This is a genomic window from Edaphobacter aggregans DSM 19364 (assembly GCF_000745965.1).
Taxonomy (GTDB): domain Bacteria; phylum Acidobacteriota; class Terriglobia; order Terriglobales; family Acidobacteriaceae; genus Edaphobacter; species Edaphobacter aggregans.
This window is the reverse complement of record NZ_JQKI01000075.1, coordinates 1-26,210: the sequence shown is the minus strand read 5'-3', so window position 1 is coordinate 26,210 and position 26,210 is coordinate 1. Positions and strand designations below refer to the sequence as shown.

At 56.0% G+C, this 26,210-nt stretch carries 19 protein-coding genes and 1 pseudogene; 15 read left to right on the top strand and 5 right to left on the bottom strand.

The annotated features are described in order from the left end of the window. Nucleotides 1-294: 294 nt before the first annotated feature. Both Q363_RS22105 and Q363_RS22100 read right to left on the bottom strand, forming a co-directional pair. Nucleotides 295-3,024, bottom strand: a complete 2,730-nt coding sequence (locus tag Q363_RS22105) for an ABC transporter permease (RefSeq protein WP_035354873.1) — start codon at nt 3,022-3,024, stop codon at nt 295-297. Continuing rightward, nucleotides 3,021-3,371: a PadR family transcriptional regulator gene (locus Q363_RS22100; protein ID WP_035354871.1), complete on the bottom strand. Its 351-nt coding sequence runs from the start codon at nt 3,369-3,371 to the stop codon at nt 3,021-3,023. The genes Q363_RS22105 and Q363_RS22100 overlap by 4 nt, the downstream gene beginning before the upstream one ends. A gap of 539 nt (nt 3,372-3,910) precedes the next feature. Here Q363_RS22100 and Q363_RS22095 point away from each other — a divergent pair. The 5 genes and pseudogenes from Q363_RS22095 to Q363_RS22075 all read left to right on the top strand — a co-directional run. After that, nucleotides 3,911-4,275: pseudogene (locus tag Q363_RS22095) on the top strand (transposase); the annotation flags it as partial. A 350-nt stretch (nt 4,276-4,625) separates the two neighbouring features. Continuing rightward, nucleotides 4,626-8,015 carry an ATP-binding protein gene (locus Q363_RS36565; protein ID WP_169747082.1) on the top strand — a complete coding sequence of 1,130 codons (3,390 nt, stop codon included), beginning with the start codon at nt 4,626-4,628 and terminating at the stop codon, nt 8,013-8,015. A gap of 464 nt (nt 8,016-8,479) precedes the next feature. After that, the gene (locus Q363_RS22085; RefSeq protein WP_245632388.1) at nt 8,480-8,809 is read left to right on the top strand and encodes an ArsR/SmtB family transcription factor; all 330 of its coding nucleotides are present in this window, start codon (nt 8,480-8,482) and stop codon (nt 8,807-8,809) included. Further along, nucleotides 8,806-10,515 carry a SulP family inorganic anion transporter gene (locus Q363_RS22080; RefSeq protein WP_035354868.1) on the top strand — a complete coding sequence of 570 codons (1,710 nt, stop codon included), beginning with the start codon at nt 8,806-8,808 and terminating at the stop codon, nt 10,513-10,515. Before Q363_RS22085 ends, Q363_RS22080 begins: the two co-directional genes overlap by 4 nt. A gap of 298 nt (nt 10,516-10,813) precedes the next feature. Further along, nucleotides 10,814-11,533 carry a fused MFS/spermidine synthase gene (locus Q363_RS22075; protein ID WP_169747081.1) on the top strand — a complete coding sequence of 240 codons (720 nt, stop codon included), beginning with the start codon at nt 10,814-10,816 and terminating at the stop codon, nt 11,531-11,533. 355 nt (nt 11,534-11,888) lie between these two features. Here Q363_RS22075 and Q363_RS22070 read toward each other — a convergent pair whose 3' ends face one another. Next, nucleotides 11,889-12,086 (bottom strand): hypothetical protein, encoded by a 198-nt coding sequence (locus Q363_RS22070; RefSeq protein ID WP_157467332.1) that lies wholly within the window; start codon nt 12,084-12,086, stop codon nt 11,889-11,891. Between the two features lie 939 nt (nt 12,087-13,025). On the opposite strand from Q363_RS22070, the gene Q363_RS44510 reads away from it, so the two are divergent. The 3 genes from Q363_RS44510 to Q363_RS36560 all read left to right on the top strand — a co-directional run bounded on the left by Q363_RS44510 (nt 13,026) and on the right by Q363_RS36560 (nt 15,891). After that, entirely contained in the window at nt 13,026-14,108 is a 1,083-nt protein-coding gene (locus Q363_RS44510; RefSeq protein WP_245632387.1) for a hypothetical protein, read from the top strand. A gap of 310 nt (nt 14,109-14,418) precedes the next feature. Beyond that, nucleotides 14,419-14,961, top strand: a complete 543-nt coding sequence (locus Q363_RS42995; RefSeq protein ID WP_211256289.1) for a Dyp-type peroxidase — start codon at nt 14,419-14,421, stop codon at nt 14,959-14,961. Between the two features lie 267 nt (nt 14,962-15,228). After that, nucleotides 15,229-15,891: an SDR family NAD(P)-dependent oxidoreductase gene (locus tag Q363_RS36560; RefSeq protein ID WP_051979140.1), complete on the top strand. Its 663-nt coding sequence runs from the start codon at nt 15,229-15,231 to the stop codon at nt 15,889-15,891. 312 nt (nt 15,892-16,203) lie between these two features. Here Q363_RS36560 and Q363_RS22050 read toward each other — a convergent pair whose 3' ends face one another. Next, nucleotides 16,204-16,731, bottom strand: a complete 528-nt coding sequence (locus Q363_RS22050) for a TetR/AcrR family transcriptional regulator (RefSeq protein WP_211256288.1) — start codon at nt 16,729-16,731, stop codon at nt 16,204-16,206. A gap of 125 nt (nt 16,732-16,856) precedes the next feature. Further along, on the bottom strand, nt 16,857-17,186 hold the full coding sequence (locus Q363_RS22045; RefSeq protein WP_051979139.1) for a DUF1330 domain-containing protein: 330 nt from the start codon (nt 17,184-17,186) through the stop codon (nt 16,857-16,859). Nucleotides 17,187-17,453: 267 nt separating this feature from the next. Here Q363_RS22045 and Q363_RS22040 point away from each other — a divergent pair, with 267 nt between their 5' ends. From Q363_RS22040 to Q363_RS22015, 7 genes are all read left to right on the top strand, one after another. Beyond that, complete coding sequence (locus Q363_RS22040) at nt 17,454-17,855, top strand: nuclear transport factor 2 family protein (protein ID WP_035354865.1); 402 nt, start codon at nt 17,454-17,456, stop codon at nt 17,853-17,855. 70 nt (nt 17,856-17,925) lie between these two features. Next, nucleotides 17,926-18,843 carry an NmrA family NAD(P)-binding protein gene (locus Q363_RS22035; RefSeq protein ID WP_051979138.1) on the top strand — a complete coding sequence of 306 codons (918 nt, stop codon included), beginning with the start codon at nt 17,926-17,928 and terminating at the stop codon, nt 18,841-18,843. Between the two features lie 106 nt (nt 18,844-18,949). Next, nucleotides 18,950-19,081: a hypothetical protein gene (locus Q363_RS45600; RefSeq protein ID WP_281176056.1), complete on the top strand. Its 132-nt coding sequence runs from the start codon at nt 18,950-18,952 to the stop codon at nt 19,079-19,081. Nucleotides 19,082-19,116: 35 nt separating this feature from the next. Next, the gene (locus Q363_RS22030) at nt 19,117-20,640 is read left to right on the top strand and encodes an efflux transporter outer membrane subunit (protein ID WP_342667442.1); all 1,524 of its coding nucleotides are present in this window, start codon (nt 19,117-19,119) and stop codon (nt 20,638-20,640) included. A 387-nt stretch (nt 20,641-21,027) separates the two neighbouring features. Further along, nucleotides 21,028-21,849 carry an efflux RND transporter periplasmic adaptor subunit gene (locus Q363_RS22025; RefSeq protein WP_211256287.1) on the top strand — a complete coding sequence of 274 codons (822 nt, stop codon included), beginning with the start codon at nt 21,028-21,030 and terminating at the stop codon, nt 21,847-21,849. Continuing rightward, complete coding sequence (locus Q363_RS22020; protein WP_084080638.1) at nt 21,846-24,983, top strand: efflux RND transporter permease subunit; 3,138 nt, start codon at nt 21,846-21,848, stop codon at nt 24,981-24,983. Before Q363_RS22025 ends, Q363_RS22020 begins: the two co-directional genes overlap by 4 nt. 794 nt (nt 24,984-25,777) lie before the next feature. After that, nucleotides 25,778-26,176 (top strand): Tn3 family transposase, encoded by a 399-nt coding sequence (locus Q363_RS22015; protein ID WP_084080637.1) that lies wholly within the window; start codon nt 25,778-25,780, stop codon nt 26,174-26,176. The last annotated feature ends 34 nt before the right edge of the window (nt 26,177-26,210 follow it).

Sequence of the window (26,210 nt, the reverse complement as noted above, 5' to 3'; positions counted from 1 at the left end):
AACAAACACTCTGTCGTGCTATTGTCTGACACGCATAGGCCTCTTTGGCTTATTTAAACACTGTCTTGACAACATGTCTGGAGCTTTCGCTTCTTCAACCTTCAAGAATTATTCGGGCTAGATCAAAACTCGGTCAAATGGCACACCAAAGCAAAGGTGGGAACAACCCTGAAGGTGGGAGTTTCTCCGATGCAGCTAGAGCGGTCGCTGAGTGATTTGGCGATTTAGCTCTAATCCAGGCCAATTCATGGATGGTTGATCGACACGGGGGTGGCCAGCACGTGTTTTCTGCGGCTATTCGGTGCGCAAGGCTTGCATCGGGTCGATTTTGGTGGCGCGCCTTGCGGGTATCCACGCGGCAGCGATGGTCATTACGGAAACGGTGGCAATTGCGATGGAGATAGCCGTCGGGTCGAGCGGACTTAACTCGTAGAGCAGGCTCTTGACAATGCGTGTTGAACTCAATGCGACAGGCACACCGAGAGCGAGTCCGAGAGCCAACAGCAGAATGCATTCTCGAAGGATCATCCAAAGCAGCATATGAGATCGTGCCCCGAGGGCGAGACGGACTCCAAACTCACTCGTGCGGCGGGCTACCGAATACGAAAGCAAACCGTAGATGCCGATGCAGCCGAGGAAAACAGCAATGATTCCAAAGAGACTCGAAAGCCGGGCAACCAGCGACTGCGTCACGATAGAACCGTCCACCTGTTCTTCCAGACTGCCAACGTTGTTGACCAGAATGTTCGAGTTGACCTCGGCGATGGCATGGCGCGTTCGCGAGACGATCTCCTGCTGGTTTGCCCCGGGAGCATAGCGAACCGCAAAGTTCCCGTAGAACCCAGGATTTTGTGTGCAGGGGAAATAGGCCGCCATCAGCGTGCCTTCGTTGAGTGAAGTGTACTTGGCGTCCTTGACCACGCCGATCACCTCCTTCTCGCCAGGATGATCCGGGGTCTCTCCGATTCCAAAGCGGTGTCCGATCGCCGAGCCATTCGGAAAGAAGTGACGCGCCATGGTTTCGTTGATGACCGCGACTTTATTTGCCATCTGCGTATCCTGAGCGTTGAAGAGACGGCCCGCAACTAGCTGAATGCCCATCGTCGAGAAATATCCCTTGCCGGTAATGTTGAAGAAGACCTCGCCGCCGTTTGACTGTGTCCGCGGGATGCCCTGGAACAGAACTTCGTCGGTCCATCCGCCTTCATTGAAAGTGAAGAAAGCAAAGCCGTCCGCTTGGACGCCGGGGATGTTCTGCACTCGGTCTTCGATCTGCTCCTGTACCTGGACAGAGCGTATCTCTCCCGCAGTTCCATGCGGTAGATTGGCCGTGCTTGAGTCGAGAGAAAAGATGAGGACGTTGTGCTTGTCGAAACCTGTGTCAACGTCAGACAAGTGAATGAGACTGCGCACGAACAACCCGGCGACAACCAGCAGTACGACAGAAATCGCAATCTGTCCGACGATAAGCGATCGGGCCAGGGCGCCACGCGTTGTGGAAGAAGAACTGCCGCGCCCGTCCTTGAGTGCAGGTGTGAACTCAAGCCCCGCCGCCCGGAATGCCGGCAGCATGCCGAACAGAAGCGCCGTTACCACCGCAACCCCTAGCGTAAAGCCGAGCACGGCCATGTCGGGGGTCAGATTCAACGGAACTGGATTAGGACCGGGCGTGGCCATGCTCAGCAGCACAACACTCGCCTTCCATGCCAGCGCAACACCGGCCGCCGCTCCCAGAAGAGCAAGCAATAGCGACTCCGTGAGAAGTTGCAACACAATCCGGCGACGCGATGCGCCCAGTGCCATGCGCACCGCGACTTCACGCGTTCGCGCTACACCGCGGGCAAGAAGCATGTTCGCGATATTCGCGCAGGCAATCAAAAGTACCAGCGCCACAATGGCCATCAGAATTTTCAGCGGCACCGAGAACGCGTAACGCAGGTAAGAGACTCCACGGCCTCCTGGATTCAGTTGGATACTGGCGTGCGCAATATCATCGAGGTGCTTTTGCGGAGGTTGAGGCCCGAGGTAGCTGCGGAGAATCTGCTTGAACAGCAGATTGGTTTCGGCGCTCGCCTGGGTTGCGGTCACGCCGGGTTTCAGACGACCGATGAGATAGAGCGACTGAAAGAATCTATCCCCGAGTCCATTCCAGCCCGGACGAGAGAACGCCTTCTCCATCGAAAGCGGAATCCACAGGTCAGCCGATTGGCCCACCGTGTATCCGTAGAAGCCCGGCCGGGCAACGCCGACCAGCGTGTAGTCGTGTGACTGGATGCGAATGGTCTTACCAAGCGCGGATGGGTCGCCATTGAATTGCCGCTGGAACCAGGAGTAACTGGCTACGGCGACCGGACCTGCGCCGTCGGCGCCATCGTCGGATTCGCCAATCGTACGGCCCAGAAACGCCGGTACGCCAAGCACGGAGAAGTAACTGCCGGAGACAAGATCGACGTGGGTCGTTTGATATGCTGCCCCGCCAATCGAAGCTTTGGTCGCAAACTGGCTGCTATCTACCGCGGCGATTCCCGAAAACGAAGTATCTTTCTGGCGAAAATCGTGAAAGAAGGAATAGGAGAACAGCCTCGTGTTCCCGTCGGGAATTGAGTGGGTGCTGCCCTGCGCCTGGCCGTCCCCGAATAGAAGCAACTCACTGGGCTTCTGGACAGGAAGCGGGCGCAGCAGGATCGCGTTGAGCAGCGTGAAGATGGCAGTATTCGCGCCGATGCCCAGCGTGAGAGAGAGGATGGCGATGAAGGTGAAGCCGGGCGATCTTCGAAGTTGTCCAAGACCGTAGCGGACATCCTGAACGAGCGATTCGAGCCACATTGTCCCTCGGCTCTCCCGGCAATCCTCTTTGATCTGCTCGGTGCCACCGAACTCCAGACGCGTCAGCCGGCGGGCTTCGATTTCGGAAATGCCGGATCGCACCTTGTCGGCAACCTGCGATTCGACGTGAAACTGGATTTCCTTGTCCAGATCGCGCTCCATGCGCCTACGCGCGAATAGTCTCTGCAGCCAGCTCATGAAAGTCCCTCCAGAGTTCCCTTAAGAATGAGCCCGACAACGTCGGTGAGGCGCTTCCAGTTCTCAGTCTCAGCCTTGAGATGCGCTCGGCCTTTGGCGGTCAGTTCGTAGAACTTGGCTTCACGGCCTGTCTCGGACGGTTGCCAGTTGGAAGCCAGCAGCTCTTTGTATTCGAGGCGGTGGAGGGCGGGATAAAGGGATCCCTGTTGTACCTGCAAGGCCTCGCGAGACATTTGCTGAATCCTTTGCGCGATGGCGTAACCGTGAATGGGGCCAAGCGCAACCACCCTCATGATGAGTAGATCGAGGGTACCCTGCGGGAGATCGAATTTGTTTTCAGTCTTCATGCCTATGGCTTCTACATATACGCTCGAACATGTAGAAGGTCAAGGTGTCTGTTTTGGAGTCTGTGGCTCCCGGCCACAACCGCGAGTTGACCCGCATAAACGGAAACTGCATCCAGCGACTGTTGCGTCCATGCGATTGCAGAGCGCAATTCTCGAACGGAGATCGCTGCCCTCTTCTGCAGACGTCATCACTGAACTGTCCGCAACCTCAGACCCACGCTTTTCGACGGGCTCGGAAAGCACCAATGTCGGTTTCGGGCCGTAGCTTGCCGCCATCTCCAGCACCTATATCCTCGGTCAGAACCATGTTCCCTACGTCACTGTCTGGGCAAAGCCCAGTCTCCCGCTTTTCGCGAACTGAAGACATAGTGTCCTGCCTAACGATAGCCCGTTGTTACTGATGACCAAATCGTGCAAGAAGAGTCCACGCCCAGTACAGAGCAAAAAGCGCCCATAGCCAATAGTTTGTCGGTCTCTTCAAAACGTCTTCGTTACTTTCGGCACGGACGAGTCGGGTTCTGCGTCTGACCAACAACACATTGCAGTTCCTGCGTCTGATCGACCGCCAGACCCCGAAGGACAAGCAACTTCATCTCATCGTCGACAACTACGCCACGCACAAGCATCCCCACGTGCTCGCATGGGCCGCACGGCATCCGCGCTTCCATTCCACTTCACGCCGACCGCCAGCAGTTGGCTCAACATGGTCGAGCGCTTCTTCCGCGACCTGACCGAAAACCAACTCCGGCGCGGCGTCTTCACCAGCGTCGAGCAGCTTCAGACCAGCATCTTCGACTACATCCAACAGCACAACTGCCAACCCAAACCCTTCATCTGGACAGCCAAAGCCACAGATATCCTGGAGAAGGTCAAACGGGGAAAGCCAACTCTGCCATCTGCGTGACGCACTACACTAGTACCTCGACCTTGATGAGGGTACATGGAACCCGATTCAGAGCGCGTTCCGGATTTTGCGATTGAGGGCCGACTCCCACTATCTTGCAAACCTAGCGTAGGCTTTTTCTCCCGTTTCAGCTCGTGTTCACTGTAGTGGGTTACCAGTAAAATGCGGGTACTGTGAGGAAAACACACCAACGAGCGCGGTCCTTTGTTCCCATCGGAGATTGCGACCGCCCAGCACGCTCAATCCCTGTCACAGCCTCGCGGCTATGGTGGCTTGTTGTCTTGATGATCGTTGCCTGTAATCGGTGTCCGTCGTCGCTCGGGCAAACACCGGCATCTGCGAACGTGCACGTGGATCGCGGGGCTCTGCGTGCCCAGGTCTTACAGGGCTACCATCACACTGCGTGGACCACTGAGAATGGCTTCAGCGCTGTCTGGACCATACAGCAGGCGCCAAACGGATTCCTTTGGCTGACGACGCCAACGGGAGTCTTTCGATTTGACGGGCTGCGCTTTGAATCGACGGACGAAGTTACCAATCGACAGGTACACAATGCGGACATCGTCACTGTGTTTCCGTCCCCTTCGGGCGGCGTTTGGCTGACGACGCGATCCCACGGACTGCTGCTGTGGAAAGACAACCGGGTGACCAATTACCCTGACCGCCGCTGCACCCCTGCTCAGGGGTTGAACGGCATCGTCGAAGACCGCGACGGATCTCTGTGGATTGCAGGCTCTGCTGGTCTTTTCCGTCTGAAGAACGGAAATTGTGAACAGATTCACAATGACCCGGCATTTCCAGGTGGGTTCCCCTTGGCGATTCTGATGGATCGGGCAGGGACGCTTTGGGTTAAGTGGCCGACTGGCGCTTTCTACTTCCTGAAACACGGAGAGCGTAAATTCAAGCGCTGCTCCTCCGGAGAAGGTGTGGGTGGCGAATACGCCTTTCTCAAGCAGGCACCAGACGGCTCAATCTGGCTTTCCGACGCCGGTGGGTTGCGCCGAGTGACGGGGTATCCTGACCCAACGAAGCCGACCGCTGGTCCAGAGAGAATTCGCAAACCACCTTCTGGCTTCGGAAACTTCACATTTACTCCCAATGGCGCCCTCTGGGCTGCGTCCGGCCAGGGCGTCTACCGCTTTAAGAATGTTGAGCAATACAAGGTGGACGAGCCGCTCAGCACCGCTGACGCAGAAGCGTTCACCGTCAACCAGGGACTTAGTTCAAGCATTGCTGGGGATCTGTTGTCCGACAGAGAAGGCACCATTTGGATCGGCACAAATTCAGGCCTCGACCAGCTGCGACGCAACATCTTTTCCAAGGTAGCAATGCCAACGACACTCGACCATCAGATTGCGATCGCTGCGGGCGACGATGGAAGTGTTTGGGCTGGGAACCGGGAGCAACCCCTGACTCACATCAGCAAAGATGGCCATGCGCAAGTGTTTACCAGGACTCGCCAAAGCCTCGCGATTCGCCGCACATTTGACGGAAGCGTCTGGTCTTCCGGTTTGGGGGACGCTCGTCTATGGCGGACTACGGGAGGTGATCCCTCGCCGGTGGCATTTCCGCCTGGAGATATCCGAAGTGCCGCAGATATAGCCGTGGATCGAAACGATGAGCTATGGATCACTACGTTCACTCCCGACTCGTACCATCGGGTTGGAACTTCATGGACCAAGGTGACCGAAGCCCTCGGGAGGAAGCCTGGGGTTATTGGAGCAATGGCGGGAGATTCCGACGGCAACGTATGGTTCGCGTTTTCAAACAAGTTAGTGGAATGGGACGGCAGCACATACCATCGCTTTTCTTTTCCGGAAGGGACTCTGAATATCTCCGTCGCCGTCGTCTCTGTGCGGGGTGACCATATATGGCTGGGAGGGTCGGGCGGCGTCGTTCTCTTTTCACATGGACGTTTCAACCTGATGCACTGGAAGGATGACCACAATCCGGGAAGAGTGTCCGGTCTGGTTGAAACAGAGGCAGGTGAGCTTTGGTTAAACGGCACATCGGGGGTTATTCGAGTTCCGGCAGACGAGTTGAAGAGGTGGCTGAACGACTCAGAGTACAGCGTATCGGCAGATCGATTCGACATTCAGGACGGACTTCCCGGACTTGCTGAAGAGCGGTGGCCGGAGCCCTCACTTGTCGAGTCTTCTTCCGGCGTACTTTGGTTTGCGACTACCAAAGGGATTGCGTGGATTGATCCGGCGAAGCTCGGAGGTACGGCGAACCGAATTCCGCCGCCGGTTTTCGTCAATAACGTCGTCGACAAAGGCAAGATATATAGCGGGACGAACGGCCCGCTGGCATTGCCAGCCAAGGGGAACCTGGAGTTCAACTATACTGCTCTGAGCCTTGCCATCCCCGAACGAGTTCTTTTTCGTTACAAACTCGAAGGCGTTGACACCGACTGGCAGAGCGCCGGCACACGGCGACAGGCGTTCTATACGAACCTTCCTCCGGGCAAGTACAGGTTTCACGTGATCGCCTGCAATAACGACGGAGTCTGGAATGAAGAGGGTGCGCGTCTGGACTTTGTCATCGCGCCCGCCTGGTACCAGACCACTTGGTTCCGCTTGTTGTGCGTGGCTGCGTTTCTGGCATTCCTTTGGGGGCTGCATCAACTCCGTGTACAACAATTGCGGCGGGAGGAAAGAAAATTTCGCGAAGCCTTTGAGACCATTCCGGCGATGGCGTGGATCGCTGGACCCAATGATGACATTCAATTTTTGAATCGACGCTGGGTTGAGTATACCGGGTTGTCGCAGGTGGAAAATCCGAAGGAAATCAGGAAACTTGCTATTCATCCCGACGATCTGGATCGAATTGAGCGACGACTGGACTCGAGCATTGCCAGTGGTGAGCCGGTCGAGGAGGAGCTGCGCTTCCGCCGCGCCGACGGGGAGTATCGGTGGTTTTTGAGCCGCGTCGCGCCGCTGCGGGACAAGCGAAGAAAGGTCGTGAAATGGTACGGTACGGCGACCGACATTCAAGAGCGCAAGCGTGCGGAAGACCTACAGGCAGACCTTGCACACACCAATCGGGTCAGCATGCTCGGAGAACTGGCTGCCTCAATCTCTCATGAATTAAAGCAGCCGATTAGCGCGGCCGTGATGGATGCGCAGGCCAGCTTGCGATGGCTGAACCGCGACCAGCCGGACCTGGACGAGGCGCGCCGGTCAATAGCAGCGATCGTGAAGGACGGCCGGCGTGCAGCCGACATCATCGATCGTTTGCGGTCATTGTATAAGAAGACTCCTCCACAGCGAGAGTCGGTCGACGCGGGCGAAATCATCGGCGAAATGGTCCGGTTGCTGCGGAGCGAAGCCAACGAGCATGCCGTTTCGATTCGTACGGACCTTGCCGCAGATCTTCCCAAAATCACGACGGACCGGGTGCAACTGCAGCAGGTTCTGATGAACCTCATGCTCAATGGTATCGAGGCGATGAAGGAGACCGGCGGGGTGCTCACGGTCAAGACGGGACGAGGCGAGGGCGGTCAAGTGCTGATCTCGGTCAGCGACACCGGAGTAGGATTGCCGGCCGGAAGAGCGGACGAGATCTTCAATGCCTTCTTCACCACTAAACCTCAAGGCAGCGGCATGGGGCTGGCGATCAGCCATTCAATCGTGGAATCGCATGGTGGCCGTTTGTGGGCCACATCCCACGACGGACAAGGCGCGACGTTTCATTTCACTCTGCCAACAGCAGTCGCGGAAGCCTCTGCGGCAATATGATTCAGAGTTCTTACGCGCGTGCGACAACCGCATCGGAGCCTTGTTTGTCAACTTGATTGCGATAAGAAAGGCTGCGATTGAGACTACGACATGAGGAAGATTCACGAGAAAATTCGTGACGGGTGAAATTAGGTGAATAGCGGAAAATATCCTTGGAGAACAGGACACGGCCATGCGGACACAAGACTTTCCAGATTTCTGGGTTCTGGGCGGATTACGGACAAACCGGAATGTATTCACTTGGCCGAATAGTCGCCATCTCGTCCATCTGCCTATTATGTGCAATGTTGGAGGAAAGCCATTTGCCGAGAACTCTGATCGAGTTGAACAGCACAATGAGCGCTTTGGCCTGTTCTCATAAACCGACACTCCACGTTTAGCCGTGCCATAGAGTGGGACGATGGCGGAATGAGGCTGTAGTCGCATATATGCGATTATAGTAATATTCATATATGCAGGATTCATTGAGACGATTCAAGGCTGATATCTTTCAGGCGCTTGCTCACCCGACCAGAATCGCCATTCTGGAGCTCCTCAGCCCAGGACAGCTTTCAGCGGGTGCCCTGATCGACAAACTCGGTATGGAGCAGGCCAATGTCTCGCAGCACCTCGCGGTGCTGCGAGCGAAACAGCTTGTGTCCAATCGCAAGGTCGGAAACCAGGTCTTCTATTCGGTCCGAGACCCCATCATCATTGAGGTTTTGAATCTGATGCGCACCTACTTCCACGCCCATCTCAAGGAGTCGTTGAGCATGCTGGACGAGATGGAGAAGCCGCTGGAGACTGTCCGGTGAGTTCGGCGCAAGGGTGGTTTCCTCGTTCCATCGAGTGCCTGCGAGGTTATACGGTTCGGCAATTTTCGCATGACGTTGTCGCCGGGTTGACCGTCGGTCTGGTTGCGCTTCCCTTGGCGATGGCCTTTGCGATCGCGTCCGGCGTTCCCCCGCAAGCTGGCTTGTATACCGCAGTGGTGGCTGGCTTTCTGATCTCCGCGCTGGGCGGATCACGTACCCAGATTGGCGGACCTACAGGCGCCTTCGTCGTTATCGTCGCCGGAATCGTCGTAAAGTTCGGCCTAGGCGGCTTGGCGCTGGTCGGAATCATGGCAGGCTTTCTATTGCTCATCATGGGTGTCACGGGCCTTGGCGCAGCCGTCAAGTACATCCCGCGCCCGGTTACGATCGGCTTTACCAACGGCATCGCACTCCTGATTGCTTCCACCCAGATCAAAGACTTCTTTGGCATGAAGACGCCGCCGGTACCCAGCGAGTTCTTCGCTAGGATCAGGATGCTCCTTCACTACGCCGGGACCATGCGGTGGCCGACCGTCGCGATGGCTGCGGCTTCGCTTGCCATCATTCTGCTGTGGCCGCGACTGACCAAGCGGCTGCCAGGCTCTATTGTCGCCCTCTTGCTGTCGACCGCTCTGGTAGCAGTCTTCCAGCTGCCCATCGAGACGATCGGCAGCAAGTTCGGCGGCATTCCGCAGGGCTTCCCGCACTTCACCTTGCCCGATTTTCACGCAGAACATATTCTCCCTTTGCTTCCATCAGCCTTCACGGTGGCACTCCTAGCCGCAGTCGAAAGCCTGCTCTCCGCAGTCGTCGCCGACGGCATGAGTGGAGATCGCCACAACTCGAACGTAGAGCTCATCGCACAGGGCGTTGCCAATATTGCCTCTCCGCTCTTCGGAGGCATTCCTGCAACCGGCGCGATCGCCCGCACAGCGACCAACATTCGTTCCGGGGCACTCACTCCGGTAGCAGGCATGGTCCATGCGCTTACCCTACTTACCGTTCTTCTCGTTGCTGCCCCGCTGGCTCGCTTTGTGCCGCTAGCAACGCTGGCTGCGGTGTTGTTCGTGGTGGCGTACAACATGGGGGAGTGGCGGGAGATCGGCACAATCCTTCGCCTGTCGAAGACTGACATTGCCGTCTGGTTTACGACATTCGCCCTGACCGTTTTCGCCGACCTGACCGTAGCCGTAGGAGTCGGGATGACACTGGCGGCACTCCTCTATATCTACCGAATAGCGGAGACGACGACGGTTGCCCCGGTCACGCCCGAATACCTGGAAGATGGTCAGGCGCACATTCTCCAAGACAAGGACATTCCGTCTAACGTGACCATTCTCCGCATTCATGGGCCGTTCCTCTTCGGGACGACCGAGAAGCTTGCAGAGGCCACCAGGGATCTGAAGCCATTTGAAGACGTCGTGATCCTGCGCCTTCGGAATATGACGGCGCTCGACGCAACTGGCATCCACGCGCTAGAGCAATTCTCCGCTCGTCTGCATAAGGCGGGCAAAACACTTCTTCTCTGCGGTGCGCGAGATCAACCGTCGCGGCTTATTTCAGGCTCCGATTTTCTGAAGCACGTTGGAGCTGAGAGTGTTCTGCCTCACGTTCAGGCAGCCCTCGCTCGCGCGAGAGAAGTCCAGGGAGACTTCGCGGGGGTCGGCCGGGAGTTGGCTCTTGAGTTGGAGCATCGGCCACTTTAACTGTTTGCTTAACCCAGCGTAAATCTACCCAGGAGGCACACTCATTGCAGTCGTTACTCAAATTATTGGCTCATATCGCGAAGGCATTCGGCATATCGAGCCCATCGGATAACGCCCGAACATCCGCTTCATGGAAACAAAAGCAGCGTACTTCGACCTCAACTTCTCCTGACCTGGATAAGCCTCCCCTCGACGATCGACACTGAGCAAGTGCTCCCTTCGCGAGCCAACATTTTGGTAGGCAACTTACAAAGAAAATGGATCGGAGCATATGCAGGAATTAACGTTGGTCCGCAGGGTGAATCGCATCGACCAGCGGAGGTTTGCCGAGGTTCGTCCGCATGTCTATCAGAACGGCGACAGCGTGACCATGCAGTTTCAGATCGGCGAGATCCAGAGCGAGATGCTTGTGAGCGATCCGAATTTCCTGGTGCTCTCCTATACCCGAACCATGATGGCCTTCCTGCTCTTTCACGAGGCCCCCGAACGCATCGCAATGATTGGGCTGGGTGGTGGCTCGATGCCGAAGTGGTGCTATCAGCAACTTCCTGCGACGGACATCACCGTGATCGAGATCAGCCCGATGGTGATTTCCCTGAGAGAACAGTTTTATATTCCAGCAGACGACGAACGATTCCGTGTACTCTGTGGAGACGGAGCGGATTATGTCGCTACCACTGAAGATTCACCAGAGGTACTGTTGGTGGACGGCTTCGATATTCATGGGCAGCCGCCACAGCTTTGCTCACTGGAGTTTTACGAGGATTGTAATCGAGCACTCGCTTCGGATGGAGTGATGGTTGTCAATCTGTGCAGCCCAGGACATCAACAATCAATCGACAAAATCCGAAAAGCTTTCGAAGACCGCGTCCTTATCGTCTTCCCTGAGGATGGAGAGAACAAGGTTGTATTCGCGGTGAAAGGGAGACGCCTCTGGATAGAAGACGAGCCTATCGGCGAACTCGTGAAGAGATTGCGAGCTGACTATGTGCTTATTCCTTCCTTGACTCTGTCTTGATTTCGCCTCCCTCGGCAACTTGGCTAAACCTTCGGAACGGTTTTATGAACGGTATGTCAACTGACGAAAAATCGCCAACTCACTCACCGAAAAATGAGATCAAGGCAAGTTGCCGGATAGTCGCCATCTCGTCCATCTGCCTATTATGTGCAATGTTGGAGGAAAGCCGGTTTTTCGGCCATCAAGTGACGACAAGCCACGTTTTCCATTACCGATCCTGCCTCTTGGGCTGAACACACACCTGTTCCGGAGTATCGGCATGCCCGGCAATTTCCCATCCCAGTCCAATGTGGTTCGCAGCGCCTGTTTGCCGATGAGTTACTGATGGGTAGGCCACCATACATCAACGAGCTGGCTACGACGTGCGGCCCCAAGCCTGCGCCTCAATCTTCCAGACGCCATCGCGGTTCGCGAACGTGTAGGCAAGGGTACCGGCCCGAACGACGGACTGGCCCTTAATCGTGACAGTGAGAGTCCCCGATATGACAGCATATCCGGACGAGCCCTCGACATTCCGGAAGCCCATCTCGTAGGACAGGTGCTCGTAGGTCACGCCAAGGTCCTCACGCCATTTCTCAACGTCAACGAGCCAATTGGCCGGAGCATTTGGGTTCAACCAGCGATAGGGCGCAATGCCGTCGATGATGATCGCGGTGTCCCCGAAACGCTGAGGAAAAGATCTTTGTCTTGGGTGTTGAAGCCGTTGATATGGGCGTCGATTAGAGTCTGGATTACAGCCGGTGGGTTGCTGGTCACGATAATCCTCCAATGCTCGTAGGCAGTCTATTCTCGACGCCTGATTTTAGCTCTTCAACGACTGGTTGCGGAAAGACGCCAGGTCACTCTGAAAGAATCGGCTAGCGATTTCGGAACGAGATCACGGTTCATTGAGTTCCGGTCGAGTCACCGCCAACCCGGAAATTACTTCTTAGTCAACGGTCCAAATTCCATTCGTTCGCTGGTATCCGTTCGGTTCAAGTGGAGCGCGTGGAAATCCAAATTCCACCATCAGTGTGCTTCTCTCCGCAGGGGCAAATTTCCCCTCCGGCAGTTTTTTGGAAAAAGGTGCCGAAGCTTCAATCGGTTGCCCTGTCGAGCCTTCTCGGGCGGTGTCGCTCGGTCACACACAAAAGGCAGCGAACATGCGTGCAGCATGAACACTGCTGCATCTCTCAGTATCTCTGTGTGTCCGCCTGTGTTAATTCGCCCTTGGAAATGGCATGGAAGAGGTCGTCGGTTTGAGCCCGACCAGGTCCACCAATAAATCCAAAATAATCAGTAATTTCCCGTAGAAATCTGACTCGCGGGTTCACCACCTGTTCCCCTATCACTTTCCCTAGTAGACGGCTTTTGGGGACTCCCCTACCATTGTGCTCGAATGCGGGCGACTTCCCGCCGCTTACTGGAGATACCTCTGCCAAGTATGTAAAGGAGCACGATATGGCCACGCAAACCGTACCAGCATCCGATCAGAAGTCACCGCAAAACAGCAATGGACTGGACAAAACCCGCCGCGATGGCAATTCCCAAGGAGGGCTACTTCAAGCTCACACAGGGGCGCTATGGTCCCACCTATCCGCGATCGCCCGCAAATTACGGCTTCACCATCATCGCGAAAATCATTCCCGGCAGAGAGCAGATCATCCGCGACTATGGCAAGAAAATTGAAGACACGATTGCTGGTCTGCCCGACGCTCTCGAAGCACTCAAGCTTCACTCCTTACGCTGGGTCCTCTTCGACATCGGCAACGACACCTACTTCATGTATCAGGGAATCTTCGACACGACTTCGACAAGTACACCGAGGACGCTGTCGCGCTCTTCACCAAATACGGCATCAATACCATATTTGAGAACCTCGAAGGGTTCACTGCAGACTGGAAGACGAACGCCCCTCCTTCGTCAAGTTTGTGCGCGATCATCAGCGCCCCAGCTTCCTCGAATACGGCGAGTACCCGTACGTCTCGGCGGACGAGGTCAAGAAGGCCTTGAAACTCAAGGCCGCATTTTCAGAAATGCTCGACCAGATGCAGTAAGGCCCCTGGCCCGATCCACTTCAGGCTCACCGCTGTCGCGCAATCATCGGGATGCACTTGAGGAAACGCCAATGCTTGAATTCGACGATATTCAGCATTTCCTGATGAGGCGTCCACGCGCACTCGCAGCCCGATACGAATTCCTCTCCATTCAGCGCCCCGCAGGCGGTCGCGAGTGGCTCAAGGGCCTGCTCGAAAACGTCGGCACCGCTGAAAGCTTCAAGGCCAACGAGTCGTACACCCGATGGATAAGCATCGCTTTCGCGTGGAACGGCCTTCGGGCGCTCGGCGTCGACGAGTCTTCGCTCGCAACCTTTCCCGAGGAGTTCCGTCAGGGCATGGCAGCCCGCGCCGGCATCATCGGCACCACTGGCGCCAGCCATCCGGATCAGTGGGTGGGCGGCCTCGCCAGTTCCGACCTCCATGCCATCGTGATCCTCTTTGCCCGCGACGTTGAGGAGCGCGAGCGATGCAGGCAAGAGCAGGAAGCGCATGTTCAACGCTGCGACGGCGTAAGCGTCCTCTCCTCTGGACCTTGAAGCCATTCCCCAATACGCCCTCCCCCACGAACACTTCGGATATCGCGATCGCCTCACGCAACCTTATATTGAAGGCGTAGATCCCGAGCCGACTCCCGGCTCCGGCCCCGCGCTTAAACCCGGCGAATTCTTCCTCGGCTATCCGGACGAAGACGGACCGCCCGCCAATCTGCCGCAACCGGAGATCCTCTCTCGCAACGGCAGCTACATCGCCTATCTCAGGCTCGAGGAACACGTCGGTGCATTTCGCGATTTCCTGCGCCAGCATGGCGATACCCCCGAGAAGCAGGAGCGGATAGCCGCCAAGCTGATGGGCCGGTGGCGCGATGGCACGCCGCTGGTCCTTTCACCCGAAAAACCAGATCCCGAACTCGCAGAGGATCAGCAGCGCACCAACGATTTCGACTACGGCACCATGGACCCCTACGGCTACGCCTGCCCGCTCGGCTCCCACGTGCGCCGCATGAACCCGCGAGACACTGCTCACAACATGAATCGGCGAAAAATGATCCGTCGCGGAGGAACCTACGGCCCATTCCTGCCGGAGGACAAGCCCGACGACGGTATCGAACGCGGCATCGCCGCATTCATCGGCTGCGCAAGCCTCGTCCGCCAGTTCGAATTCGCCATGAATGTCTGGGCCAACGATGCCAACTTTCATGAGCTCGGCAATGAGCGCGACCCGATTTTCGGCACACAGGACGGCACATTCGACATGACCATACCGAAGCGGCCCATCAAGATGAAGATCCGCGGCCTGCCGTCTTTCACCACCGTGCGCGGCGGCGCTTACTTCTTTCTGCCCGGCATCAAAGCGATGCGTTATCTCACGTCGCTCTCCAATGGGCGATAGCGCACAGAAAGGAAGAGCAACCGATATGAGCGATTCAAGCTGGTGCGCGCACCTACAACCAGACCCAGCTCCCCAGAAAATACGCTTCGGGCAAACGCCGCTTCAGCATTTACTGGACGTGGAGCTACCCATGGGAAGCCAATCGCGACGTGACCGAGATGGACAACCGTTTCTCCACCATCACTAAAGTGCGCCGCGTAGCGTGGCCGACGTACGAAATCCCCGAGTATTCAGACAGGATGTTCCTGCAGGGCATCGCCGTCACGCTTGAGCTCTTCCACCTCTCCACTCTGCGCTTCCAGCAACTCGTCGGAGAAAGCGGGATTCATAGAGGGACTCGCCGACGCTACGCACGATATCGACATCGGGCTTGTCGTCTCCAATGCCGGCACCCCAAATCCGGGCGAGTTCCTGAAGCTCGATCGGCAGCTGCTTCAGGCGACTTTGCGGCTCAATACGATGGCGCATCTGGACATCACCCATCATTTCGGCGCGAAACTCGCCGAGCGACGCCAGGGCGGCCTTATCCTCATAGGGTCGGTGGGCGCGGAAATTGGGGTTCCGTTCCTGGCGAATGACGGTGGCGCCAAGGCGTATATCCACAGTGTCGGGGAAGCGCTCCACTACGAGTTCAAGCCTCGAGGCGTCTACGTTACCGTCGTGCCGCCCACGCTGACAAACACGGCGGTGCTGGCCAAGCTTGGGTTCGACCGGCGGACCATGCCGATGAAGCCACTGAGCGTGGAGCAGTGCGTATCCGAGGGCCTTAACGCGCTGCGGGAAAACCGGTCCAGAATAGTTCCGGGCCGACTGAATCGCTTCATGGACGCATTTGTGCCAGCTTTCGTGAAACGGACGATGACAGCGAAGATGTTGGGTAAAGCGCTCGCGAGCAAGTCCGCTCCTGCAAACGCACGGGCGGAGACCTGATAAACGGGCTACGAATGGCGCACGCGGACCCGTGGGTTTACTCATGATTGCCCTGTCGTCGTTGGCCTTGATTATTCCTGGCCGCCTCAACAGGATTATGAATGCGGTCGTCCCTGCTTCGCTGGTGCGCGGAATGACAGCGAAGATAGTTAAAAAAAGCTTGCAAATCGACTCGTAAGGCGAGAAATGGGAGCGAAGACCTAGACCCAACCGCAAGGGGCACAGCCCATGAAGAACAGCACCGCATGAGTTACATCGGAAATTGGAGACCAAATATGAAATCCCCAAACCTGTCCGAGATGCATCAGCCGTCTAATGCGCTTTCGCGGGTTTGTTCAAACTGATTAACTGATCCCGAGTTTGCTGGAGAATCTCTCGTGAGAGGTTTGGGTCTGACACGGCACGAGAGAGGTTGATCGCCCCTAGCATTGCACTAATCATGAGAATCGCACGACCGCGGCGATCCGAGGTTCCATTTGGCGGAACAAGGCCCGTCGAATATGCCAAGCTGCGCTTGAGTCGTGCGGTATAAACGGCTTTCGCCGATCGACTCGCCCGAGGCATGTCACCGAGCAAAGCGCCCAAAGCGCAGCCTGTTCCCGGAGCATCCCGGTGTCCTTCGGATAGATAGTTCTCTAGAAGTTTCGTTAACGTGTCAGTGTGTTCCTCCCAGCGGTCGAGGTCTTGGAATGCGGTGGCGAGCGCCTCAACCACCAGTTCATCGCGCGAATCGAAATGTTTGTAGAAACCACCAACAGTAACACCGGCCTCCTTCATCACATCGGCAACGCCGATGCCTTCGAGACCGAGTTCGCGAAACCTCTTAGCCGCAACGCTCACGATCCGAGTGTGTGTGTCCGCCTTATCTCTCTTCGAATAACCCATCTGCTATCACCATTTCTTCCGGAATCTGCACGCCTCGCTCCAATCGTCACCTTTAACAACGCGCGGGCTTCTATGGGCTTTCAACTACTTTCAAGAGGAATCCTCTCGTGAGAGTCTTCAGCCCGCCGACGTTCACTGACAAGGCGGAAACGGCAATCGAGGGCGGCAGCGCGGATCTCCAGGAGGCTTTGATAGGAGGGCGATTGATACCACGCCAAGGCAGTCTCATTGTCCGGAAGCCGAATAATCATGCCGTTGTCGAACGCGGGCTCGCCGGATAGGACTTGCCACGGCCCAAAGGCAATCACGTCGGCACCGAATTCCCGAAAAAGCGGCTCCACCTCGGAGGCATAGCGGTTGCGAGATTCTGCATCAAGAACGGTCGCTTCAACAATTACATAGGCACTCATAGCTTCCTCGTGATCTCTCCTGCCAGGGCTAGCAGGAACTGCGAGAGCATTGTCGTAATCTACATTATCTAGATGCAAGCCGCTTTGTCTGGGTGCAACAAAGTCGTCACCTTAATAATAGATAGCTCTATTCGCTCAGTAAAACGAAGCACGATAACCATTCAAAAAAAGGGTATTTTTTGCAAAATACTTTGCGACTTCTGGATTATGTGCATACTCTCATGTAGTGAAAGCACAGATCAATTCCTCACAACCATAGGAGAAACAATGAGCAACTCGTCCCCAGAACGGAATAAAGCAATCGTGCGCGAGGCATTCGAGACACTGTTCAACAAGCGTGCCTACGCGGCGGCAGAACGCTTCTGGTCACCGAACTACATTCAGCACAGCGCACACATCCCCCCAGGTCGTGATGGTCTATTCGGGCTGATAAAGAGCCTGCCCTCAACGGTCAAGTACGAGCCTGGGGTGATCCTGGCCGAAAGAGACTACGTGATCGCGCACGGTCGTTACTCGGGTTTGGGGTTTCCGGCGAACTGGATCATAACGGACATCGTCCGAATGGAAGACGGTGTTTTGGTCGAGCACTGGGATGTGATTCAGGATGAGGCAACGAAGGAGCAGTCCAAAAGCGGGCATCCCATGTTCGGCGACACATTCCCCGAGTGACAGCCGAAAGCAACGCAATCGTTCTGAAGGCGTTCGACACCCTTTTTAACAGATCAAGGAGGTACTAGCCATGGTTTCACCCGTTGTTTCGAATGGCGTGTATGTGATTTTGGGGGCGAGCGGGAACACCGGCTCGATCATCGCCAATTCTCTGCTATCAAAGGGCGAAAAGGTGCGCGTCATGGGGCGTGACCCGGGGCGACTACAGCGCTTTGTGGGCAAAGGCGCGGAAGCGTTCACGGCCGACATGAGCGATGCGGCTGCGCTCACCAATGCCTTCAGCGGTGCACGCGCGGCATACTTGATGTTGCCGCCGGCGAAATCCCGGAAGAACCAGGAGCGAGAGAGCGATGCGATTGCGAAAGCTGTGAAGGAGTCCGGCCTGCTCTACGCTGTGCACTTGAGCAGCTACGGTGCGCAGGTTCCGGAAGGCACCGGTCCAGTCGCGGGGCTGCATTCTTCGGAACAAAAACTGAACGCGATCAGCGGGTTGAACGTTCTGCACCTGCGCGCCGCGTATTTCATGGAGAACAGTCTGGCGGCGATCGGCATGATTCATTGGATGGGATTGTTGGGAAATGCGCTGCTACCCGACCTGAAGCTGCCCATGATCGCGACGCGCGATGTTGGCAACTACGCCGCGCAGCGCCTCCTGCACCTGGATTTTTCCGGCAAACAAACCCGCGAGTTGCTTGGCGAGCGCGACCTGTCCATGACGGAAGCTACCGCGGTGATTGCGCGCGGCATTGGCCATCCAGATCTGCGCTACGAGCAGTTTCCCTATGACCAGGTGCAGCAGGTCTTGACGCAAATGGGTATTCCGCCGAAGGGAGCCGCTTTGTACATCGAGATGTACAAAGCCATCAACGCAGGAGTCCTCGTTCCGTTGGAGCCGCGTTCGCCGGAGAACACCACACCGACTTCGCTTGAAAACTTTGTGCAGGATGTTTTTGCGGCTGCGTATCACGGACCGGCTATTAGCGCTTAGGCTCAGCGCCCAGGCGGCGCCGGTTGCGCCTGTTTGCAGGCGAGAATTCTGGGAAGCAGCTTCTGAAAATCGCCGATGTCAACCACGAAGAAAAGAGGATCGAACGATGAGCACCTATGCAGCAGTCACGGCCCCGACGCAGTTTGTTGAGGCGAACGGCATTCGTTTCTATCTTGACCCGTTCGGAATTCCCTCACAGTACAGGGGGTGCACCGCGCCGGTTCTGTCTTCAACGTAATAGAAAATACGCGGTATCGAGGCAAGTGAAGCGCAATGGAACAGCAACGCACAACAACTGCGGTGAAGAGGATGAAGGTGTTGCGAACTTCCGATCCACTGAGATTCGAAAGACGCGCAATTCCTTCAGGCAAGTACGCCGCGTTCGGTCTATGCACGGTTCTCGCCATTTTCGCGACGGGTTGCACTGTCGGTCCCCGTTATGGAAAACCAGTTACCGCGGTCCAACCATTTCATAACGCACCGTCGATTGAATCACGGCAGGCGGTTCTGCCGGCGCCGCAGCTAGATACTTGGTGGACTGGGTTCGATGATCCAGAACTAACCAGGATCGTTGAGAGGGTCCTAAATCAGAATCTCGATCTTGCCAAATCTTTCGCCCGAGTGGAACAAGCGCGAGCGGCTGCGAAAGAGGCCGGTGCAAAGCTGAAACCCTCCGGTTCGGTTATTGCACAATCCAATTCATTTCGACAATCGTTGGATAGTCCAACCGGCCGATATTCCGCTGCCTTTCCAGGCTACGATCGCAACCAAAGCTATTTAGACCTCGGGTTGGAAGCCTCATGGGAAGTTGATCTGTTCGGTGGACTTAGGAGAGGCGCTGAAGCTGCAAGCGACGAAGCCCAGGCAGCCGAGGCAGAAAGACTCGGAGTTCGTGTTTCCATAGTTGCCGAGGCAGCGGATGCGTATATGCAAATTCGTGGCACACAGGTCCGTCTTAAGGTGGCGAGGGAGCAAATCACTACCGATGAGCACTTGCTCGCTCTTGTCTCCCAAAGAAGAACTGCCGGCGTCGCATCCGATAGAGAGCTTGCTCAGGCGGAGGCTCTTTTGGCTCAGGCAAAGGCCACAGTGCCTCTCTTGGTCATCATTCTGGAGGCGCAGTTGAATCGCCTGGATGTGCTCATGGGAGCTCAGGCCGGTACATACGCGGCCGAATTGGAGGCTCCTGGGGAGATTCCATCTGTTCCGTCGATCTCCACAACCGCAAACGCAAGTGATCTCCTTCGCCGTAGGCCAGACATTGTCGCCGCAGAAAGAAGACTTGCCGCGTCAAACGCGCGAATTGGCCAGGCGATTGCGGAGTATTATCCCAGGGTTTCACTGTCGGGGCTTCTTGGTAGTGAAGCAATCAGTCCTGGAGATCTTTTCCGTGAGAGGGGATTTCAGCCGGGTGCTGTTGCTGGTCTTCAATGGAGACTATTTGACTTCGGTCGCGTCGATGCGGAGGTCAAGGAAGCGAAGGGAGCGAACGCCGAAGCCCTCTTGCGATACCGGAGTTCGGTGCTGCGCGCCACCGAAGACGTCGAAGATTCGTTCAGCCTTCTCGCACAATCAGAAGTTCGACGAGACGAAATTGTCGTCGAAATAGCGGCCCTACAAAGAGCAAGAGACCGTTCCCAGGAGGCCTATGAGGCTGGAGTGATCGGATTGACAGATGTGCTCGATGCCGATCGCCAGTTGCTGGTTGCGAGGGACGACCTAGCACTCACCAAGGAAACTGCAGCCCAGGCCGCGGTCGGATCCTTCCGCGCGCTCGGCGGAGGATGGACGCCATGAATCTGCGGCCTTACGTCATTCAGAGAATTTCATGGATTGCCGGCGCTAACGCGCCAGCCGAATCTGTTCAAAACCACGCTGAGAAGTTGATTACACCTCGACGATTCTGGAGTGAGAAAACTGTGACCATCATGAAATTCATCGCATTTGGATTGACGTCAAGCTTGGTGGCCCTGTCAGGCTGTTCGAAGTCCCCGGAACCGGACCCGAGAACTCAGCCCGTTTCGGTACTCGTAGCTCGAGTTGGAGCCCCTATCGCAGAGACCGAATCATTCACGGGCGTCGTTACTGCGCGGGTTCAAAGCGATTTGGGTTTTCGCGTTCCGGGCAAGGTGACGAAGCGTTTTGTGGATACGGGTCAAAAGGTTTCACATCGGTGAGCCCCTCATGCAAATCGATGTGACCGATTATGCGCATGCCATCGCAACACAAACGGAGAACGTTGCAGCTCTGAGAGCGAAGGCCAAACAGGCGGCTGCAGATGAGGTCCGTTACAGGGGCCTTGTATCGACCGGTGCGATTGCTGCTTCAACTTACGACCAAGTCAAGGCAACGGCCGATGCGGCCCAGGCACAATTGGCATCCGCAGAGGCGCAAGAGAAAGTTGCAAGAGATCAGGGAGACTACTCTCTCCTGCTTGCCGACTCCGACGGCACCGTTGTGCAGACACTGGCTGAGCCAGGCCAGGTCGTGGCCGCGGGACAAACTGTTATCAAATTGGCTCACGCCGGCCCCCGCGAAGCTGCAGTCTACCTTCCGGAGACGCTTCGACCAACTCTCGGCTCGGAAGCCCATGCAGTCCTGTATGGAGAAACTGCGAGCGTTCCTGTCCGGTTGAGACAACTGTCGGATTCTGCGGACCCCGAGACCCGTACCTTCGAAGCCAGATATGTTCTTGGTTCTCTCGGCGCAAACGCGCCGCTTGGAGCTACAGTAACCGTTCAGGTCCCCAAGAAAGACTCTTCCGATCCACAGGAAGTTCCCATTGCTGCGATCACCGACCGCGGCAACGGGCCTGGTGTCTGGGTTCTCAATCAAAAGACCTCCACCGTCTCGTTTCAAAGGGTCAAGGTGCTTCGTTTGAGTGGAGAGGAAGCAATTCTTTCGGATGGCGTGCAGCCGGGAGAGCAGATAGTCGCGCTAGGCGCACATCTGCTTAGCGATGGGCAGCAGGTCCGTGTTGCAGACGAGAAGGTGGCATCCCGATGAGCAAATTCGAAATCCAGGAACCGCATTTCGAGAAGGAAGGACATGTGAAGAGCGGAATCAATCTCTCGGCGCTTGCCGTCCGTGAGCGATCTGTCACGCTCTTCTTCCTCCTTGCGGTAATCATTACCGGGGCATTTGCATACTTCAACCTGGGGCGAGCTGAAGACCCCAGCTTTACGATCAAGGTGTTCACCGTGACGGCGGCGTGGCCAGGCGCGACTGCCCAGGAAATGCAGGATCTCGTAGCGGAGCCGCTGGAAAAGCGGATGCAGGAACTCACTTACTACGACCACGTGGATACATTTACCCGGCCCGGCCTGGCATTCCTGACAGTTACGCTGAAGGACTACACACCTCCCGAAGATGTTCAGGAAGAGTTCTATCAAGGCCGCAAGAAGATTCAAGACGAAGCCTCGAGGCTGCCGCAAGGAGTCTTGCCGCCGGTCCTGAATGACGAATACACAGATGTCACGTTCTCTGTGTACGCATTGGAAGCACCCGGACTACCGCTTCGAACGCTCACGCGAGAGGCGGAGACTCTGAGACAGGATTTGCTGCATGTTCCAGGAGTCAAGAAGGTCAATGTCTTCGGAGAACGGCCGGAGAGGATATTTGTTCAGTTCTCCTATGACCGAATTGCAACTCTGGGAGTGAGTGCACGCGACATCCTCGATGCACTCGTCAGGCAGAATGCTGTGACCCCATCTGGTTCGATCGATACTCAAAACCAACAGGTGTATATCCGCCTCGATGGCGCACTCAATGATCAGGAAAAGATCCGAGACACGCCCATCGTCTCTGGTGGCCGAACTCTGAAATTGTCAGATATTGCCGATGTGCAACGAGGCTATGAAGATCCCGCGACGTTCCTGGTTCGTCACAATGGTCAACCTGCGATGATGCTCGACGTTGTAATGACAGAGCAGTTCAACGGGTTGGCGTTCGGGAAATCTCTGGAGGCAGAGCAAAAGAAGATTCAGGCGACTCTTCCGGCTGGGATGCGCTTTGAAAACGTAACTGATCAGTCAACGATCATCAAAGAAGCAGTGGGTGAGTTCCAACTCAAGTTCTTTGTGGCCCTCCTGGTCGTGATGATTGTCAGCCTTCTCAGCCTCGGCTGGCGTGTGGGCATTGTCGTCGCCGCGGCGGTTCCGATTACGCTTTCAGCCACACTTGTCATCATGCTGTCCACGGGCAAAGATCTGGACCGCATTACCCTGGGCGCCCTCATTCTCTCGCTCGGACTCCTCGTCGATGACGCGATCATCTCCATTGAAACGATGGTGGTCAAAATGGAGGAGGGCTGGGATCGCATTAAGGCTGCCGGATATGCGTGGAGCCATACCGCCGCACCGATGTTGGCCGGAACCCTGGTAACCATCATTGGCCTCATGCCGGTTGGGTTCGCGCAATCAAGCGCCGGCGAATATTGCAGGAACCTTTTTTGGGTTGTCTGTATCGCCCTGTTGACCTCATGGGTTGTCGCCGTTACCTTCACGCCGTATCTCGGTGTGAAACTCCTTCCCAACATTCCCCCGATGGAAGGGGGATACGCGGCGATCTATGAAACGCCGAACTATCAAAGATTGCGCCGAGTGATTGTCTGGTCGGTAGAACACAAATTCATGGTGGCCGGAGCCGTCGTTCTCATCTTCTTTGCATCGCTTTTGGGAATGGGCTTGGTCAAACAGCAGTTCTTTCCGAGTTCCGACAGACCCGAAGTACTGGTAGATATAACGATGCCTCAGGGTTCCAGCATTGAAGCTACGCAAGCCGCCGTGATCAAGGTCGAGAACTGGGTAAGGGCGCAGCCTGAGGCAAAGATCGTCAGCTCCTATATAGGTGGAGGCGCCGCGCGTTTCTGGCTCGCCTACAATCCCGAACTGCCGAACCCAAACTTTGCCAAAATGATGATCTTGACGCCCAATGCGAAGGAAAGAGATAAGCTCATCCTACGCCTTCGTCAGCAGGTCGCCGCAGGACTCGCTCCCGAAGCCCGTGTGCGGGCAGTTCAATTTATCTTTGGCCCCTATTCGGCCTATCCGATTGCATTCCGCGTCATGGGGCCGGACCCGAACGTAGTTCGTATGATAGCGGATCAGGTATTGGCGAAGATGCAGGCCAACCCGAATGTCCGAACGGCGAACGAAGACTGGACGGAGCGCGCTCCGGTCGTCCATCTTGTCCTCGACCAAAACAGGCTCCGCTTGATCGGTTTATCTTCGCAAGACGCCGGTCAGCAGATTCAGTTCCTCACAACCGGCGTAGCTGTGACCCAGGTACGTGAGGATATTCGCACTGTCGATGTGGTGGCGCGCACCTCGGGAGCCAATCGCCTTGATCCCACGAAGTTGCTCAACATGACTTTGACCAGCAGCGACGGGCGACTGATTCCTTTTAGTCAGGTAGGACAGGTCGTGGTCAAAGAAGAAGACCCGATCCTCAAGCGACGCGACCGCACTCCTACGATCACTGTGCAGGGCGATCACGATGAATCAGTTCAACCGCCACAAGTGACTGCAGAGGTGTTGAAATCCATTCAACCCATTATCGCTAAGCTTCGCGACGAGTACAGGATCGAAGTTGGTGCCAATACAGAAGAATCAGCTAAAGCAAACGCAGCGCTCGCCAAGGTATTCCCGATCATGTTTGTTTGCACCCTCGTCGTGATCATTTTCCAGGTGAGGTCTTTGTCCGCTCTCACCATGACAATCCTGACCGCGCCCCTGGGGCTGGCCGGTGTCGTTCCTACACTTCTCATCTTCCACGTGCCGTTCGGGTTTAATCCGATCCTTGGATTGATTGCCCTGGCTGGCATATTAATGCGCAACACACTCATCCTGATCGGGCAAATCAAGACAAACAAGGAAGAGGGTCTCGATGACTTCCATGCCGTGGTCGAAGCTACTGTTCAGCGGTCACGACCGGTCGTTCTGACCGCATTGGCTGCGGTACTTGCATTCATTCCCCTAACGTTTTCGGTCTTTTGGGGATCTCTAGCCTACACCCTTATCGGAGGAACCGCGGTCGGCACTGTACTTACGCTCGTTTTTCTCCCCGCGCTTTACACGATCTGGTTCCGCGTTAAGCCAACGGTGCGAGAACAGGAGCCGGAGGCGCAGCCTACCTATTGAGTGGGCGCCACTCGGCGGTCCACGAATTCAGATGTCAACCTCTACCGCCGCAAAGCAGCTACCTCATCAAGGACTGACGCTCAATTCCCTTCCCCACGCGCTTCCGAGAAGATATTTCTGCCTGCAGCCGCGGGCGGAGGTCACCATGCAAAACGGGAGCGTCATAAGGAGAAGTCGCAAGAACCACTCTGATATCTGGCAGTTTCGCTGGTGGGAGAGCACAGCCGACGGAAAGAGAATTTATAGACGGAGAGAGATCGGGACAGTCGAGCAGATTCCAGACCTGGAAGCTGCTCGTAAAGCAGCAAGCCTTTTGGTGCCAGAGTTGAATGTAAGGAAGGCCAGATCGGAGCCTACTTCGATGACCGTCGCTCGGCTTTGCAGCCATTTTGATCAACGTGAATTGTGTTTGGGCAACACTTGGCGAAGCTACTCGACCAAACAAATCTATAAGGTCTACCTGCGGAGATGGATCATTCCGAGATGGGGCGAACACCTATTAGTCTAAGCGACATCAGGACGATTGAGGTCGAGTTGTGGCTTCGGAGCCTATCTATTGCGAGGAGTACGTGCGCAAAGATTCGCAACGTCATGTCGGTGTTGTTCAACCATGCCTGCAGGTATGAGTTCTTCGACAGAAATCCGATTCGACTCGTGCGTCAAAGCGCATCTTCGTCTCGCTGGACTGAAGGAGACAACGCAGAGCTGTTCAGCGCCCATGCTCGCAACAAATGGACGAAACGCACCCTCTGGGAATACGACAGCATTCACCGCAGCCTCTATCTGCTTAATATATTGACTCCCCTTCCTTGCGGCAGAACGTCCAAAAGGCGGTCAACAGGGGTGAAAACTACCACCAGTTGCGACGATCCGTCTCCTTCGCCAGCTTTGGCAAGCTCCGCTTCAAGACCGACTATGAACACGATCTGTGGTCTGAGTGCAGCCGCCTGATCTCCAACTGCATCATCTTTTACAACGCCTCCATCTTGTCTCGTCTCCTGGAACACAAGCACAAAGCGGGACAGATGCAAGGCATCGACGAAATTAAGAACATCTCGCCGATTGCCTGGCAGCACATCAATCTCCATGGGCGTTACGAATTCCAGAAACAGCCGGACCTCCTCAGCCTGGACGCCATCATTCAGGGATTGACGGAATGGGCACCCCAGCGAGACGCTGCATCAGCAGCTTGAATCTGAATTGAACCTTTTCGGGGCGTTATGCAAA

Excerpts from the sequence above, each read along its gene's own strand:
- Q363_RS22105 (WP_035354873.1), bottom strand. The coding sequence starts at position 3,024 with ATGAGCTGGCTGCAGAGACTATTCGCGCGTAGGCGCATGGAGCGCGAT.
- Q363_RS22100 (WP_035354871.1), bottom strand. The coding sequence starts at position 3,371 with ATGAAGACTGAAAACAAATTCGATCTCCCGCAGGGTACCCTCGATCTA.
- Q363_RS44510 (WP_245632387.1), top strand. The coding sequence starts at position 13,026 with ATGGACTGGACAAAACCCGCCGCGATGGCAATTCCCAAGGAGGGCTAC.
- Q363_RS42995 (WP_211256289.1), top strand. The coding sequence starts at position 14,419 with ATGGGCCGGTGGCGCGATGGCACGCCGCTGGTCCTTTCACCCGAAAAA.
- Q363_RS22045 (WP_051979139.1), bottom strand. The coding sequence starts at position 17,186 with ATGAGTGCCTATGTAATTGTTGAAGCGACCGTTCTTGATGCAGAATCT.
- Q363_RS22040 (WP_035354865.1), top strand. The coding sequence starts at position 17,454 with ATGAGCAACTCGTCCCCAGAACGGAATAAAGCAATCGTGCGCGAGGCA.
- Q363_RS22035 (WP_051979138.1), top strand. The coding sequence starts at position 17,926 with ATGGTTTCACCCGTTGTTTCGAATGGCGTGTATGTGATTTTGGGGGCG.
- Q363_RS45600 (WP_281176056.1), top strand. The coding sequence starts at position 18,950 with ATGAGCACCTATGCAGCAGTCACGGCCCCGACGCAGTTTGTTGAGGCG.
- Q363_RS22030 (WP_342667442.1), top strand. The coding sequence starts at position 19,117 with ATGGAACAGCAACGCACAACAACTGCGGTGAAGAGGATGAAGGTGTTG.
- Q363_RS22025 (WP_211256287.1), top strand. The coding sequence starts at position 21,028 with ATGCAAATCGATGTGACCGATTATGCGCATGCCATCGCAACACAAACG.
- Q363_RS22020 (WP_084080638.1), top strand. The coding sequence starts at position 21,846 with ATGAGCAAATTCGAAATCCAGGAACCGCATTTCGAGAAGGAAGGACAT.